Below are 15,257 nucleotides of genomic sequence, written 5' to 3'. Positions count from 1 at the left end.
GGTCGCGATCGTGAGGTGCGTGCCGGCGTTGCCGTCCGGAGAATTCCGGAGGTGCCGTCGCTGCGGTTCGGGGGCCTCGTCTGCTGTTGCGAACGACCACCGGTCCACGGGCTACCAGGGTATCAGCGACAAAGGGGGCCTGCTTCCGGCCACGCCCCGCACAATCACCCCACGTGATTGCCACAGGTCCCTCACACCACACCCGTTCGGCTCAGGCGTATCGGTGGGCGTTACCGAGACAGTCGCGCAGATCAATCCGGTGCGTCGTATCCTGCTCGGACACTCGCTCCGGGCGAGGTACCGAGCTCGCAGGTTCCCCCACAACAACCCCTTGCGACGACCTCTTGACCCGCAGTAATGCCCTACGGGGCGACATGGCCGTTCGACTGGAGATGCACGTGGCCGGGCGCATCGAGGATTACGCACTCATCGGAGACATGCAGACCGCCGCCCTGGTCTGCCGGGACGGCACAGTGGACTGGCTGTGCCTTCCCCGCTTCGATTCGCATGCCATTTTCGCGGGACTTCTGGGTACCGAGGAGCACGGCTTCTGGCGCCTGGGACCGGCGCGGGAGGACGGGGCGGAGCCGCCGTCCGCGGACCGCCGCCGCTACCGCGGGGACTCCCTCGTCCTGGAATCGGAGTGGGACACACCGCGCGGAACGGTCAGAGTGACCGATTTCATGCCGCCGCGTGACGGTGCCCCGCAGGTCATCCGGATCGTGGAGGGGATCAGCGGCCGGGTGCCGATGCGCTCCGAGCTGCGGATGCGGTTCAGCTACGGGCGGGTGACGCCGTGGGTGCACAAGGTCGACGGCCGTACGGTGGCCGTCGCGGGCCCGGACTCCGTCTGGCTGGACACCCCCGCCGACACCTACGGCGAGAACCTGACGACGTACTCCGATTTCACGGTCGCGCCGGGTGACCGGATCGCGTTCACGATCAGCTGGCAGCCCTCGCACCACGAGCCGCCGGGCCTGCCGGACCCGGAGGGCTCGCTGGACGCGACCGCGGACTTCTGGCGTGAATGGGTCGAGCAGTGCACGTACCACGGGCCCTACCGCGAGGCCGTGGTCCGTTCCCTGATCACCCTCAAGGCCCTGACGTACGCGCCGACCGGCGGTATCGTCGCCGCGCCGACCACCTCCCTGCCCGAGGACATCGGAGGCTCCCGGAACTGGGACTACCGCTACACCTGGCTGCGCGACGCCGCGATCACCCTCTCCTCCCTGCTGCGCACCGGCTACCGCGAGGAGGCCCGCGCCTGGCGCGAGTGGCTGCTGCGGGCGGTCGCCGGCGACCCGGAGAACCTGCAGATCATGTACGGCATCGCGGGCGAGCGCGAACTGGGCGAGGCCGAGCTGGACTGGCTGCCCGGTTACGAGAACTCCGGCCCGGTCCGGGTCGGCAACGGCGCCGCGGGCCAGCTCCAGCTGGATGTGTACGGCGAGGTCATCGAGGCACTCCACCTCGCCCATATGACCGGCCTGACCCGCAACGACTACGCGACGGGCCTCCAGCTCAAGCTGATCGAGTACCTGGAGAAGCACTGGGACGAGCCGGACGAGGGGATCTGGGAGGTGCGCGGCCCGCGCCGCCACTTCGTCCACTCGAAGGTGATGGCCTGGGTCGCCGTCGACCGCACCATCAAGCTGATCGAGTCCGGGGACGCGGAAGGGCCGCTGGAGCACCTGCGCGAGCTGCGCGACGACATCCACCGCGATGTCTGCGACCGGGGCTACGACAAGGAACGCAACACCTTCACCCAGTCCTACGGATCGAGGGAGCTGGACGCCGCCCTCCTGCTGATCCCCCAGATGGGATTCCTGCCGCCGGACGACAAGCGCGTGATCGGCACGATCGAGGCGATCCAGCGCGAGCTGTCCACGGAGGACGGCTTCGTGCTGCGCTACCCCACCAAGGGCGAGGACGCCGGCGTCGACGGCCTGGAGGGCGACGAGGGCGCGTTCCTGGCCTGCTCGTTCTGGCTGGCCGACGACCTGGCGATGATCGGCCGGGTCGACGAGGCCCGCCAGCTCTTCGAGCGGCTGCTGTCCCTGCGCAACGATCTGGGCCTGCTCGCGGAGGAGTGGGATCCCCGACTGCAGCGCCAGGTGGGGAACTTCCCCCAGGCGTTCAGCCATGTGCCGCTGATCGACACGGCACTGCGCCTGACGGCGAGCGGGGCGTACGTCGGCTGAGCGCCGGGTGGGATCCCACCCCGTGTCCTTTCCCGGCGGCGATGTCCACCGCATGGCCGGCAGGACACGGGGATGGGATTCAGGACTTCCGGCGGCCGCCTCGTCCCGGCCGCAGCCCGAGCTGCTCACCCGCCGCCAGATCAAGCAGCGTGTGAGACGGACTCGCTGCGCCATTCACGGCCCGGCCCCGTGTGGCGTACGCCACAATCGACAGGGGGTCGTTCAATTCACTTGGCTGCCCGCCGAGTTGTCGGGCAGAAAAGCCTCGCTGTCCGGTCCATGACCACCCGGTGATGTCTCCGGAGCGCGAGCACGGGTAGCGTCCGGCCCCATGGACAATCAGGGCGGAATCACCGTGCAGCGGGCCCTTGAGCTGCCGGGGCTGCGCAGCGGGCTGCCGGAGGTGGTGGCCGGCGCGGACCGGCTGAACCGTACGGTGCGCTGGGTGCACGCGGGCGAGGTCCCGAACATCGCTTCGCTGCTCAAGGGCGGCGAGTTGCTGCTCACCACCGGCCTGGGGCTCGGCACGCGCCCCGCCGAGCAGCGTGCCTTCGTCCGCAGGCTCGCCGACCGCGGGATCGCCGCCCTGGTGGTGGAGCTCGGACCGCGGTTCAGCAGGCTGCCCGCGTCGATCGTGGACGCCGCCCGCGCGGCCGGTCTGCCGCTGGTGCAGCTGCACCGAGAGGTGCCGTTCGTGACGGTGACCGAGGAGATCCACACCGAGATCGTCAACGGTCACTACGCGCTGCTGCGGCAGGCCGAGGACGTGCACCGGCGGTGCACGGAGGCGCTGCTCGGCGGCGGCGGCGTGCCCCAGGTGCTGGGCATCCTCGCGGACTTCGCGGCCAATCCGGTCTTCCTGGAGACGGCGGACGGCCAGTTGCTGTACGCGGCGGGACCCACGTCCGGCCCGGTCGGCGCCGACCCGCTCCAGGTGTGGGACGGGATGCGCGGCGGCCGGGCGGCCCGTGAGTCGCCGCCCGCCGGTTCGGTGCTGGTGGATGTGCCGGGTGGCGGTCCGGGGACGGGTTCGGTACGGGCCAGGCTGGTGCTGCTGGCCGTGTCCGGGCCGCTGGTGCCGGTGCACCGGATGGCGGCGGAGCGGGCGGCCGGGATTCTCGCCGTCGTGCTGATGCAGGCCCGCCAGGAGGAGGAGCTCGCGGCGCGCGGCCGGGGCGACTTCCTGACGGATCTCGCGGAGGGCCGGATCACGCCGGAGGACGCGCCGGCGCAGGCCCGCGTGCTGGGCTTCAAGCCGGGTGAGATGCCGCTGCTGCCGGTGGTGATGCGGCTGGCCCCCGAGCTGTCCGTGTCGGGGAACTGGGCACTGCTGGCACGGGCGGTGCTGGAGGAACTCTCATCGGTGGGTGTGCCGGTGCTGCTCGGCGTGCGGCCCGTGGAGGGTCGGGTTCCGGTGCTGCTGGGGCTGCGGTCGGAGACGGAGCGCACGGCGGTCGCGGACCGGGTCGCGGCGGCGCTGCGCGCCGGCGTGGAGCGGGCCGGTCTTGAGCGTGCCGGCTCGCATCCGCCGGTCGTGGTGGTGGGCGTGGCGGGCGGCTGGGCGGCGGCCGGAGCGGGGCTGCGGCACGCGGCGGAGACGGCGACGGCCGCGCACGGTCTCGGCGACCGGCCCTGGTACGACGCCCGGCGCCTGGACATCGATCTGCTTCTGTGGCGGCTGCGGGACCATCCGGATCTGGCGGCGTTCGTGGACCGGGCGATCGGTCCGCTGCGCGATCACGACCGCACCTCGCGCCCTCCGCTGCTGCCGACGTTGGAGACGTATCTCGCCCACGCGGGCCGCAAGGCGGAGACGGCACGCGAACTGCACCTGAACCGCCAGACGTTGTACAACCGGCTGGCCCGCATAGGCGAGCTCCTCGGCACCGATCTGGACGACCCCCAGGCCGTCCTGGCCCTGAGCCTTGCCCTGCGCGCCCGCCGCCACACGTCGTAGCGCCGGAGCGGTCCGCCGAGCAGCCCGTTCACCGTGTCCGGGCTGCCGCCAGCGGCTGCGTCAACTCGTCGTAGACGCTGAGCACTTGAGCGATCGTGTCGTCCTCCGTCGGCCAACTCGCGGCCTGCGCACGCCCCGCGTCCACCAGCTCCGCACGCCGCTCCGGATCGCCGAGCAGCCTGACCACCGCCCGCCCGAGCGCCTCAGCGTTCCCGTACGGTACGAGCTCCGCCGCGTCCCCCACGAGTTCGGGCACCCCTCCGACCGCGGTGGCGACCAGCGGAACGCCGAGCCGCAGCGCCTCCTGGGCCAGCACCGAGCGCGCCTCCCACCGACTGGACAGCACGGCCAGATCGGCGACGGCGAGGAGTTCCGCGACGTCGTCGCGGCTGCCGACGATCCGTACGGGCAGCTCCTCGTTCCGGATCCGGCGCTGCAGAGCGGCCCGCTCGCGCCCCTCCCCCACGATGATCAGCAGCGGTACGGGGTCGATTTCACGCCATACCCGTGCGGCGTCGAGCAGCATGTCGTACCCGTGGTGCGGTACGAGACTCCCGTACGACATGATCAACGGACGTTCCACCGCACCGAGTTCGGCCCGCGTCTTGTTTTCGTGGACGAGGGCGGCAGGGGGCGACACCGGGGCGGAGACCGGCGAGAGCCGGGCATCGCGCGCGCCTCGGAGCCGCGCCCGGTCGACCAGGTCCGATGTCGTACCGAGCACAACCGCCGCCGTACGGGCGGCCCTTCGCTCCATCAGGTGGAGCAGCCGGCTACGGGCGCCTTCGGCGTGCGCGCGGGCGTGCCAGGTGACGACCAGCGGGACACTCCGGCCGCCGAGCGCGAGAGCGGCGCGCACGGCGGCGTGCAGACCGTGCGCGTGGACCACGTCCGCCGTCAGGCAGGCGGTACGCAGCGCGGCGACGGCCGCGGGATCGCTGCGCCGCGGTACGGGGGTGAACCGGGCGCCCGTACCGGAGAAGTCGTAGGCGTGGTCCAGTTCGGCCGGGGCGCAGACGGTGACGTGCACGCCTCTCGCCACCAGCCCCGCGGCCAGCGAGCCGACGTGGGCGCTGCTGCCCGCGCTGCCGCCGCCCAGGACTTGGACCGTACGCAGCTGTGACACGTTGAATGGCTCCCGGGAGTCCCTGTGTCCCTCCCGGCAAGGTTTGCCCCGTCGCGTCGTCCAGCACGCACGCTCGCACGCACTGGACGACGCTCCTTCCGGGCAGAACCTTGCCGGTCACGGCACTAGTCGGGGTGATGGCACCGCCAAGGATGCCAGTCCGTACGCACGTTCCGGCACAGTCGGGCCACTGTCGCGGTGCATACAACAGCAACCGGTCGTGGCGTACCACTCGTACGGGTGATGAAGCGGCGCAATGTTGCCGTGGTCGTGCGCCCGGGACTTCCCGTCAGCGGTCCGCCGTCAACTGGGCGAGCCGGCTGACCCGGTCCCCGTACACCGTCGCCGCGACGAGTCCCGCCGCATGGGCGACGAGCCCGGCCCGGCCACGGCCCGCGACGATGGCGACCCCGACCGCGGCGCCCAGGGCGTGGGCCCCGGTGTCCCCGATCATGGTGCGCTCCCCCAGGTCGTCGGCTACGAGGGCCGCCACTGCCCCCATCGGTGCGGCGGCGAGCGGGCCGCCCAACAGGCCCGGGGCCCCGAGGGCGAGCACGGTGGCGGCGGCCGCGGCGGGCCGTACGTCCGTCAGATTGACGAGGTGCGCGGTCGCGGCGATCACCACCCCGGCGAGGATCCGGTCGACGGGCCGGTCCTTGAGCAGCGCACCGGCGGCGAGCCCGGCGGCCCCGATTCCGAACAGCTTCACCGCGCCGCTCGTCACCTCACCGCCCCGCAGAGCCCCCAGGTGGGCGCGGAACCCGCGGCGCGGATCGTCCGTACCGACAAGGTCGTCGTACGCCCCGCAGCCGCCTGCCGCGAGTACGGCGAGCGCGGCGGCGTACTTGGTACGGGCCGGGAGGGGGAGGACGGCGGTTCCGGCTGCGGCGCCGAGGGCGACGGCCGGTCCCGCGTACAGATCGACGGTGCGGCCCGCGTAGTTGGTGCGCTGCCAGCCCCTGCGCGGCCGGGTCCGCAACGCCCGGTACACACCCCCCGCGACGGCGGCTGCGACGGCACCGGACACGGCGGCCCTGCTGAATGCTGCTCCCATACGGGCCAGGCTACGCACCCGTCCGCAGGCTCCGCCCGGCGGCCGCCCCGTACGGAGACCACCGGGCGGACCCCGGCAATTCGGCACAGACGCGCGTCGACCGGCCGCGCAGCCCCCCGCTACTTGTGCGCGTCGAACCCGCTACCCGTGCGCGCCGCCCCCGCTACCCGTCCGCCCGCGCCGCGGCCAGCAGTTCCTCCGCATGGGCCCGTGCCGTCTGCGAGTCCTCCTGGCCCGCGAGCATCCGGGACAGCTCCCGTACCCGGTCCTCGCCCTCCAGGACCGTGACCCCGCTGCTGGTCACCGACCCGTCGACCGTCTTCTCGACCAGCAGCTGCCGGTCGGCGAAGGCCGCCACCTGCGGCAGATGCGTCACGACGACGACCTGCGCGGACCTGGCGAGCTTCGCGAGCCGCCGCCCGACCTCGACGGCGGCCTTGCCGCCGACCCCCGCGTCGACCTCGTCGAAGAGGTACGTGGGTACGGGATCGGAGCCGGCGAAGACCACCTCGACGGCGAGCATCACCCGGGACAGCTCACCGCCCGACGCGCCCTTGGCGATCGGCCGCGGCTGCGCGCCGGGGTGCGGGGCCAGCAGCAGCTCGACCTCGTCGGCGCCGGACGGCCCGTAAGCCACGCTCCGCCCGCCGATCTCGATGCCGGACGCCTCGTCGGCCGCCTCGGTCTGCCGGATGTCGAAGGAGACCCGGGCATGCGGCATGGCCAGGGAGGCCAGCTCCGCGGTCACCGCCTCGGCGAAGCGCTCCGCCGCACCCGTACGCGCATCGGTCAACGTCTGTCCGAGGCCGGAGAGTTCGGCGCGCAGCGCGTCCCGATCCGCCGTCAGCTCGCCGATGCGGTCGTCGTCGCCCTCCAGTGCGGTGAGCCGGGCGTCTCCTTCCTCGGCCCAGGCGAGCACGGCGGTGATGTCCTCGCCGTACTTGCGGGTGAGGCCGGTGAGCGCGGCGCGCCGCTCCTCCACCGCGGCGAGCCGCAGCGGATCGGCGTCCAGCTGGTCGGCGTACCCGGCCAGTTCGCCCGCCACGTCGGCGAGCAGGATCGAGATCTCGCCGATCCGGTCGGCGAGCGCGGCCAGCGCCGGATCGTGGGCCCGTACGGCGTCCAGGGACCGTCCGGCGGCCGCGACCACGGTCGTCGCGTCGACGCCCTCCGGGTCCTCCGGGTTGCCCGCGAGCGCGGTGTGCGCGAGGGACGCCGCGGAGGCGAGCGCTTCGGCGTGGCCGAGCCGCTCGGCCTCGGCGGCCAGGTCGCCGTCCTCACCCGCCCGTGGTTCGACCCCGGCGATCTCGTTGAGCCCGAAGCGCAGCAGATCCGCCTCCTGGGCGCGTTCGCGGGCGCGCGTGGTCAGCTCGTCGAGCTCCGTGGCGACGGTCCGCAGCCGCCGGTACGCCGCCGCGTACTCGGCGTGCGGCACGGCGACACCGTCGCCCGCGTACCGGTCGAGTGCCTGTCGCTGCCGCGCGGGCTTGAGCAGCCCCTGCTGGTCGGTCTGGCCGTGCACGGCGACGAGTTCGTCGGCGAGCTCGGCGAGCACTCCCACCGGCACGGACCTGCCGCCGAGATGCGCCCGGGAGCGCCCCTCCGCGGAAACGGTCCGGCTGATCAGCAGCGCGCCGTCGTCGAACTCGGCCCCGGCCTCCTCGGCCCGCAGGGCCACGGCGTCGCCGTCGGACACCGTGATCCGCCCCTCGACGACGGCGGCCTTGGCCCCGATCCGTACCAGGGCGGGATCGGCACGCCCGCCGAGCAGCAGCCCCAGGCTGGTGACGACCATGGTCTTGCCCGCGCCGGTCTCACCCGTCACCGCGGTGAAACCGGGCGACAGCTCGACCACCGCGTCGTCGATGACTCCGAGCGACCGTATCCGCATCTCCTCCAACACGGACATGACCTTACGAGGTCCGGGCCCCGATGTGCGACGGACCCCGCCCTCCAGCGTTCACTCTCCCGTGTGCACCTTCGGAATGTGCACCGCCCCCGGGAAGATGTCCGCCGGTCATTGCGGCGCGCCCCGCCACCCCGAGACGGGCAGTGCGAACTTCGCGACCAGCCGGTCCGTGAACGAGGCGTGGTGCAGCCTTGCCAGCCGTACGGGCACCGCACCGCGCCGCACCTCGACCCGCGCGCCCGCGGGCAGCTCCACGGTCCTGCGTCCGTCGCACCAGAGCACCCCGTGCGGGGTGTGCTGCTGGACCTCGACGGCGAGCACCGAGGTCGGCGAGGTCACCAGCGGCTTGGCGAACAGCGCGTGGGCGCTGATCGGCACCATCAGCAGCGCCTCGACCTCGGGCCAGACGACGGGGCCGCCCGCCGAGAAGGCGTAGGCGGTCGATCCGGTCGGGGTCGCGCAGACGATCCCGTCGCAGCCGAAACCGGTCACCGGGCGGCCGTCGATCTCCAGGACGACCTCCAGCATCCGCTCGGGCGACACCTTCTGCACGGCCGCTTCGTTGAGCGCCCAGTCGGTGTGGACGATGTCGCCGTTGCTGCGCACGACGACGTCGAGCGTCATGCGTTCCTCGACCTGGTACGCCCGGGTGACGACCCGGTCGACGACCTTGTCCAGGTCGTCGCGCTCGGCCTCGGCGAGGAAGCCGACCCGGCCGAGGTTGACGCCGAGCATCGGCACCCCTGAGGCCCGGGAGAGCTCGGCGCCGCGCAGCAGCGTCCCGTCCCCGCCGAGCACGACCAGCAGCTCACAACCGTCCACGGCTGCCGGCGTGGTGTCCGTGGCCGTCTCGACGGACGGCGGCAGCGGCAGATCGGCCGCCTCGGTGGCCAGCACGCGGACGCCGAGGCCGCTGCGGAGCAGTCCCTGCACGACCAGCTCGGCGCTGCGGATCGCGGCCGGGCGGCCGGTGTGTGCCAAAAGAAAGACAGTTCGTGCCGCATTCGTCGTCAACGAGGCCCCTCCGCCACTGCACGGTCGACATCCGCGGGATCCAGCTCAGGTGCTCCGGCCCGCAGCCAGAGAAAGTACTCGACATTTCCCGCGGGCCCCGGCAGCGGGCTCGCCGTCACCCCCCGCACTCCGAGGCCCAGCGCCCACGCCCGGCGCGCCACCTCCCGTACCGCTTCTGCCCGCAACTCGGGGCTGCGCACCACACCGCCGCTGCCGAGCCGCTCCTTACCGACCTCGAACTGCGGCTTGACCATGAGGACCAGGTCCGCGTCGGGGGCGGCGCAGCGCGCCAGGGCGGGCAGGACAAGGCCAAGCGGGATGAACGACAGATCGCCGACCACCAGGTCCACCGGCTTCCCGTCGATCGCTTCGAGCGTCAACTCCCGCACGTTGGTGCGGTCCTTCACGGTGACGCGCGCATCGGACTGGAGCGACCAGGCGAGCTGCCCGTAGCCGACGTCGACGGCGACGACATGACCGGCGCCGGCCCGCAGCAGTACGTCGGTGAAGCCGCCGGTCGACGCCCCGGCGTCCAGCGCCCGCCGCCCTTCGACCTTCAGCCCGAGGGGCACGAAGGCGGCGAAGGCGCCGGCGAGCTTGTGCCCGCCGCGCGAGACGTATTCGGGGTCGCTGTCGTCCTTGATCACGACGACAGCGGCGCTGGTCTCGACCTGGGTGGCGGGTTTGGTCGCGGTGTTGCCGCCGACGGTCACCCGCCCTGCGGCGATCAGCTGGCTCGCATGCTCGCGTGAGCGGGCGAGATTACGGCGTACCAGCTCGGCGTCGAGGCGGCGTCGTGCCACTCCTGCCACGTTCGGTTCAGCTCCTGTTGTCGTACGAGGGCATCGGTGCGGGTACCGGTGCGGGTGCGGGCCTGGCGTCCAGCGCGGTCAGCGCGTCGCGCAGCCCACGATGTACATCCTCGTACACCTCGATGTGTCCGTCCGCCGGTAGGTGGTCCGCATCGGCGAGACGCTCCAGCCGCGCGTCGACCCCGGCGTTGCCGGTGGGGGTGCGTCCGATGCCGAGGGGCGCGGGTGCGGCGGGTTCGGGAGAGGGCGCCGCGGCCGGGGCCGGAGTCGCGCCCTCGCCGTCCGGGGTTCCCGCGGACGGGTCCTCCGCCACATCCACGGGGGCCGCTCCGGGCGCTGTTCCGGGCGCCGTCCCGGGCCCCGGCATCGAGTCGCTCATGCGGGAAACGCTACCGCGAAGGCCTGCGGTACCGTCGATCGCAATGGCGACCATGGCGGAGTGCCGCAGCGCACTCGACAAACTTTCCGACAACCTCGCGGGGGCCGACGGCGACGTGCGCAGCGCGGCCGCCCTCGACCGCTCCCTGAGCTGCCACATCAAGGATCTCGAGGTCACCTTCACCGGCCGGCTGGCCAATGGCCGGATCCAGGTCCTGGACACGGTCGAGGGCCCGCCCCGGGAGAAGGCGGAGATCCGGCTCGCGATGACCGGCGACGACCTGGTGGCGATGGTGAACGGCGAGCTGAACTTCGCCAAGGCGTGGGGTTCGGGCCGGGTCCGGCTGGAGGCCGGCTTCCGCGATCTGCTGAGGCTCAGGTCTCTGCTGTAGCCGCGGGACGGGCCGTTTCCCTGAGAGCGGTCCCGGGCGGTCAGCGCGGTCAGCCCCGGGCCGATACCCCGGCGGACGCCTTGCCCTGCACGCCCACCCTGCCGCTCCGCGGCTTGCGCGCGGCCGGCACCACCAACGGCGTCCCCGTCTCCGGATCGTCGATGACCTGGCAGCGCAGCCCGAAGACCCGCTCCACCAGCTCCGCGGTGACGACCTCGCCCGGCGCCCCCTCGGCGATCACCTCGCCCTCCCGCATCGCGATGAGGTGCGTGGCGTACCGCGCGGCGTGATTCAGATCGTGCAGGACGGCCACCAGGGTGCGTCCCTGCGACTCGTGCAGCTCCGCACAGAGGTCGAGGACATCGATCTGGTGCTGGATGTCGAGGTACGTCGTCGGCTCGTCGAGCAGCAGCAGCGGTGTCTGCTGGGCGAGCGCCATGGCAATCCAGACCCGCTGCCGCTGCCCGCCGGACAATTCATCGACATAGCGATCCGCAAGCACGCCGACTCCGGTCGCCGTCATCGATTCCTCGACAATGCGCTCGTCGTCCGGCGACCACTGACGCAGCAGCCCCTGGTGCGGGTACCGGCCGCGCCCGACGAGGTCGGCCACCGTGATGCCGTCCGGTGCGATGGAGGACTGCGGCAACAGCCCCAGCGTCTTGGCGACCTTCTTCGCCGGCATCCCATGGATCGTCCGCCCGTCCAGGAGCACCCGCCCGCTGGTCGGCTTCAGCATCCGCGAAAGCGCGCGCAACAGGGTCGACTTGCCACAGGCGTTGGGGCCGACGATCACCGTGAAAGAGTTGTCGGGAATCTCGACCGAGAGATTCTCCGCGATGACCCGCTGGTCGTAGCCGAGGGTCACCGAGTCCGCAGTGAGGCGCTGCATGGTCGTACTCCCGGAGTCGGAGGTGATCGGGTGCGAGGGCCATCCGGACGGCGGCACACCACACAGAGGTGAAGTTAGGTTAGCCTACCCTCTCCCATGCTCGCCTTTATGTTCGATTCACCGGGAGCCGTCCGCCCTACAGCCCCAGCCTGGCGACCGCCTTCCCACTGTCCAGCCCGCACGAGCCGTCCCCGGCGTAGGACCATGCCGCCGCACAGAGCGCCCGCAGCCCGTCGAGCACATCCCCGTCCCCCTCCAGCACCAGGGCGTCGCCGCGCACCGAAGCCGTCCAGCCGCCACAGCCGAATGCGTCGCCCGTACGCGTCACTTCGGGCTGCCCGGTCAGCAGCCCCCGCAGATCGGCGTCCACATACGTCGGCCGGTGCTTCGGCTCGGCGGCCACCAACTGCGCCGCGTCCGTCACCCCGGTGAGCACCAGCAGCGAGTCCACACCGCCGTTGAACGCCCCCTCGATGTCCGTGTCCAGCCGGTCCCCGACCACCAGCGGGCGTTCGGCCCCGGTCCGCAGCACCGTCTCCCGGTGCATCGGCGGCAATGGCTTCCCGGCGACCTGCGGCTCGGCCCCGGTCGCGATCCGTACGACCTCCACCGCCGCACCGTTCCCCGGCGCGATCCCCCGGGCACTCGGAATCGTCAGATCCGTATTGGATGCGAACCACGGCACCCCGCGCGCGATCGCGTACGCCGCCTCGGCGAACCGCCCCCACGTCATGTCGGGCCCGCCGTACCCCTGCGCCACCGCGACCGGCTCGTCGTCCGCCGATTCCACCGGCACCAGACCGCGCTCCCGCAACGCGACGCGCAGCCCCTCGCCACCCACCACCAGGACCCGCGCTCCGGCAGGCAGTTGATCGGCGATCAGCCGGGCCACCGCCTGTGCCGAGGTGATCACATCGGCGGGCTCGGCCGGAACCCCGAGTTCGGTCAGATGCTCGGCCACCGCGGCCGGGGTCCGCAGCGCATTGTTGGTCACATACGCGAGGTGCATCCCGCCGTCCCGCGCCGCTCCCAGCGAGTCGACGGCGTGGACGATCGCGTGGCCGCCCGCGTACACCACCCCGTCGAGATCGAGCAGCGCCGTGTCGTACGCCTCGTTCAACGCGGTGCTGCTGCCGCCCGGCCTGGTCCTGCTCGCCTGACTCATTCTTTGCGCTCCTCATTCCATGCTTCTGTCCCGATCATCGCGCATCGCGGCCGCGCACATACCATGCAGAAATGAACACATCAGGTCCGGCAGGCCAGGGATTGCGTCTGATCCCGTTCCGTGGACTGCGATACGTCCCCGAGCGCGTCGGCAGTCTCGCCGCGGTGACCTCGCCGCCGTACGACGTCGTGGTGCGCCCCGACGGGCTGCATCACCTGGAGTCGGCGGATCCGCACAACATCGTCCGGCTGATCCTGCCGCAGGCCGACACCGCCGAGGCCCGCCACGCGCAGGCGGCCGAGACCCTGAACCGCTGGCTGGCCGAGGGCATACTCGCTCCTGATCCCGAGCCCGCCCTGTACGTCTACGAACAGCGCAACGACGAGATCCTGCAACGCGGCATCGTCGGCGCACTGGCGCTCTCCGACCCGGCCGACGGCATCGTCCTGCCGCACGAGGACGTGATGGCGCACGTCGTCGAGGACCGGGCCGACCTGATGCGGACCACGGCCGCCCACCTCGAACCCCTGCTGCTCACGTACCGCAACAACGGCGACGGTTCGGGCGCGACCGCCGTCATCGAGCGGACCATCGAGCGACCACCGCTGCTCGCCACCACCACCGAGGACGGTTACAGCCATCGGCTCTGGGCGGTCACCGACGCGGCCGACCGGGCCGAGATCGAAGCCGATCTCGCCCACCACCAGGCCCTGATCGCCGACGGCCATCACCGCTGGGCCACCTACCTCCGCCTCCAGCAGGAGCACACCGCTCCCGGCCCCTGGGACTTCGGCCTGGTCCTCCTCGTCGACACGGCCCGCTACCCGCTCCGGGTCCGCGCCATCCACCGGCTGCTGCACCGCCTCCCGGTCGCCGACGCCCTCACAGCGCTGAACGGCCTCTTCCGCATCCGCGACGTCGCGGGCCCCCTCCCCGAGGCCCTGGACGCACTCGCCGAGGCGGCCGCCGAAGGCAACGCGTTCCTGCTCGCGGGCGACGGCGGCTTCCATCTCGTCGACCGCCCCGACACCGGCCTTCTGCACCGTACGATTCCGGCCGACCGCCCGACCGCCTGGCAGACCCTCGACGCGACGGTCCTGCACGCGGCTCTGCTCGACCACGTCTGGCAGATCCCCGACGCCCCGGAACACATCGCGTACATCCACGACACCGCGGCAGCCGTCGAACAGGCCGAACGTCACAACGCCACGGCGGTCCTCATGCATCCGGTACGCGAGGAGGTCGTCCGGGACCTCGCCCGGCAGGGCGTCACCATGCCCCGCAAGTCGACCTCCTTCGGCCCCAAGCCGGCCACCGGCCTGGTCCTGCGAAGCCTCACTCTCGATTGACGCACGCGGCAACAAAAAAGGGCGGCACCCCTTCCGGAGTGCCGCCCTCTCTCATGCCTTACGCCTCGGACGTGCCGTCCGTGTCCGTGGCCTCGCCCTTGTCGTCGTCCGCGACGTCGTTCTCGTCGCTGTCCTGGTCCTCGTCGTCACCGAGGGCATCGACGAACTCGACACCGTCCAGTTCGGCGAGCCGGTCCGAGGCATCGGTGGCGCCGTCCTTGTCGGCCTCCAGCGCCTTCCCGAACCACTCACGCGCCTCGTCCTCGCGCCCCGCCGCCAGCAGTGCGTCCGCGTACGCGTAGCGCAGCCGCGGCGTCCATGGGTGCACGGCGTTCGAGGCGAGCTCGGAGCTCTGCAGCGTGACGATGGCGGCATCGATCTGCCCCATGTCCCTGCGGGCCCCCGCAGCCACCAGACGCATCTCGACCTGACCGGCCTTGTCCAGCTTCTGCACCTCGGGCTCGCCGGCCATGGCCATCGCCCGCTCGGGCCGCCCGAGTCCACGCTCGCAGTCCGCCATGACGGGCCACAGCTCCACGGAACCGGTCATCCGCTTGGCCGCCCGGAACTCCGCCAGCGCCTCCGAGTACTTCTGCGTCGCGTACGCGGCAAACCCGGCCGCCTCGCGCACCGCAGCGACCCGCGAGGCCAGCCGCAAGGCGATCCGCGAGTACGCGTACGCCTGCTCGGGGTCCTCGTCGATCAGCCGGGCCACCATGACGAGGTTCCTGGCAACGTCCTCGGCAAGCGTCTTCGGCAGGCTCATCAGCTCCTGCCGCACACCCTTGTCGATCTCGTCACCGGTGACGTCGTCAGGGATCGGAAGCCGCTTGATGGGCTCACGGTCCCGGTCGTCCCGCCGCTCGTACCCACCCCGGTCGTCGCGCCCGCGGTAACCGCCCCGGTCGCCACGGTCGTCGCGACGCGGCCCACGGTCGCGGTCGCGGTCGTCCCGACGGAACCCGCCACCACGGCTGTCATCGTCCCGACGCGGCCCACGCGGCCGGT

At 72.2% G+C, this 15,257-nt stretch carries 13 protein-coding genes; 4 read left to right on the top strand and 9 right to left on the bottom strand.

All coding sequences use genetic code 11. The features are described 5' to 3' along the window. Positions 1-398: 398 nt before the first annotated feature. On the top strand, positions 399-2,201 hold the full coding sequence (locus ACFVV1_RS13610; RefSeq protein ID WP_389989585.1) for a glycoside hydrolase family 15 protein: 1,803 nt from the start codon (positions 399-401) through the stop codon (positions 2,199-2,201). Between the two features lie 331 nt (positions 2,202-2,532). Continuing rightward, positions 2,533-4,158: a PucR family transcriptional regulator gene (locus ACFVV1_RS13605; protein ID WP_389989113.1), complete on the top strand. Its 1,626-nt coding sequence runs from the start codon at positions 2,533-2,535 to the stop codon at positions 4,156-4,158. Positions 4,159-4,186: 28 nt separating this feature from the next. Here the strand turns inward: ACFVV1_RS13605 and ACFVV1_RS13600 are convergent, their stop codons facing one another. From ACFVV1_RS13600 to ACFVV1_RS13575, 6 genes are all read right to left on the bottom strand, one after another. Then, complete coding sequence (locus tag ACFVV1_RS13600; protein ID WP_389989111.1) at positions 4,187-5,284, bottom strand: glycosyltransferase family 4 protein; 1,098 nt, start codon at positions 5,282-5,284, stop codon at positions 4,187-4,189. A gap of 289 nt (positions 5,285-5,573) precedes the next feature. Further along, a complete protein-coding gene (locus ACFVV1_RS13595) occupies positions 5,574-6,338 on the bottom strand; it encodes a hypothetical protein (RefSeq protein WP_389989109.1) in 765 nt (254 codons plus the stop codon). Positions 6,339-6,501: 163 nt separating this feature from the next. Further along, on the bottom strand, positions 6,502-8,247 hold the full coding sequence (recN, locus tag ACFVV1_RS13590; RefSeq protein ID WP_389989107.1) for a DNA repair protein RecN: 1,746 nt from the start codon (positions 8,245-8,247) through the stop codon (positions 6,502-6,504). A gap of 108 nt (positions 8,248-8,355) precedes the next feature. Then, a complete protein-coding gene (locus ACFVV1_RS13585) occupies positions 8,356-9,261 on the bottom strand; it encodes an NAD kinase (protein WP_389989105.1) in 906 nt (301 codons plus the stop codon). Beyond that, positions 9,258-10,073 carry a TlyA family RNA methyltransferase gene (locus tag ACFVV1_RS13580; RefSeq protein ID WP_389989103.1) on the bottom strand — a complete coding sequence of 272 codons (816 nt, stop codon included), beginning with the start codon at positions 10,071-10,073 and terminating at the stop codon, positions 9,258-9,260. Before ACFVV1_RS13580 ends, ACFVV1_RS13585 begins: the two co-directional genes overlap by 4 nt. A 7-nt stretch (positions 10,074-10,080) precedes the next feature. Next, entirely contained in the window at positions 10,081-10,452 is a 372-nt protein-coding gene (locus tag ACFVV1_RS13575) for a hypothetical protein (RefSeq protein ID WP_389989101.1), read from the bottom strand. A gap of 43 nt (positions 10,453-10,495) precedes the next feature. On the opposite strand from ACFVV1_RS13575, the gene ACFVV1_RS13570 reads away from it, so the two are divergent. Further along, positions 10,496-10,843, top strand: coding sequence for an SCP2 sterol-binding domain-containing protein (locus ACFVV1_RS13570; protein ID WP_389989099.1), 348 nt, complete (start codon positions 10,496-10,498; stop codon positions 10,841-10,843). Positions 10,844-10,892: 49 nt separating this feature from the next. Here the strand turns inward: ACFVV1_RS13570 and ACFVV1_RS13565 are convergent, their stop codons facing one another. Both ACFVV1_RS13565 and ACFVV1_RS13560 read right to left on the bottom strand, forming a co-directional pair. Next, positions 10,893-11,735 (bottom strand): ABC transporter ATP-binding protein, encoded by an 843-nt coding sequence (locus ACFVV1_RS13565; RefSeq protein WP_389989097.1) that lies wholly within the window; start codon positions 11,733-11,735, stop codon positions 10,893-10,895. A 136-nt stretch (positions 11,736-11,871) separates the two neighbouring features. Beyond that, positions 11,872-12,900 carry an HAD hydrolase-like protein gene (locus tag ACFVV1_RS13560; protein ID WP_389989095.1) on the bottom strand — a complete coding sequence of 343 codons (1,029 nt, stop codon included), beginning with the start codon at positions 12,898-12,900 and terminating at the stop codon, positions 11,872-11,874. Positions 12,901-12,971: 71 nt separating this feature from the next. Here ACFVV1_RS13560 and ACFVV1_RS13555 point away from each other — a divergent pair, with 71 nt between their 5' ends. Next, entirely contained in the window at positions 12,972-14,249 is a 1,278-nt protein-coding gene (locus tag ACFVV1_RS13555) for a DUF1015 family protein (RefSeq protein WP_389989093.1), read from the top strand. 58 nt (positions 14,250-14,307) lie between these two features. Here ACFVV1_RS13555 and ACFVV1_RS13550 read toward each other — a convergent pair whose 3' ends face one another. Continuing rightward, positions 14,308-15,015 carry a tetratricopeptide repeat protein gene (locus tag ACFVV1_RS13550; protein ID WP_389989583.1) on the bottom strand — a complete coding sequence of 236 codons (708 nt, stop codon included), beginning with the start codon at positions 15,013-15,015 and terminating at the stop codon, positions 14,308-14,310. Positions 15,016-15,257 lie beyond the last annotated feature (242 nt).

It is taken from the genome of Streptomyces sp. NPDC058092 (assembly GCF_042884935.1).
Taxonomy (GTDB): Bacteria; Actinomycetota; Actinomycetes; order Streptomycetales; family Streptomycetaceae; genus Streptomyces.
Note: the sequence above shows the minus strand (reverse complement) of the source record. Positions and strands in the feature narration are given on the sequence as shown.

Coding starts and splice junctions, on each gene's coding strand:
- ACFVV1_RS13570 (WP_389989099.1), top strand. CDS start 10,496: ATGGCGACCATGGCGGAGTGCCGCAGCGCACTCGACAAACTTTCCGAC.
- ACFVV1_RS13595 (WP_389989109.1), bottom strand. CDS start 6,338: ATGGGAGCAGCATTCAGCAGGGCCGCCGTGTCCGGTGCCGTCGCAGCC.
- ACFVV1_RS13605 (WP_389989113.1), top strand. CDS start 2,533: ATGGACAATCAGGGCGGAATCACCGTGCAGCGGGCCCTTGAGCTGCCG.
- ACFVV1_RS13555 (WP_389989093.1), top strand. CDS start 12,972: ATGAACACATCAGGTCCGGCAGGCCAGGGATTGCGTCTGATCCCGTTC.
- ACFVV1_RS13575 (WP_389989101.1), bottom strand. CDS start 10,452: ATGAGCGACTCGATGCCGGGGCCCGGGACGGCGCCCGGAACAGCGCCC.
- ACFVV1_RS13560 (WP_389989095.1), bottom strand. CDS start 12,900: ATGAGTCAGGCGAGCAGGACCAGGCCGGGCGGCAGCAGCACCGCGTTG.
- ACFVV1_RS13550 (WP_389989583.1), bottom strand. CDS start 15,015: ATGAGCCTGCCGAAGACGCTTGCCGAGGACGTTGCCAGGAACCTCGTC.
- ACFVV1_RS13565 (WP_389989097.1), bottom strand. CDS start 11,735: ATGCAGCGCCTCACTGCGGACTCGGTGACCCTCGGCTACGACCAGCGG.
- recN (WP_389989107.1), bottom strand. CDS start 8,247: ATGTCCGTGTTGGAGGAGATGCGGATACGGTCGCTCGGAGTCATCGAC.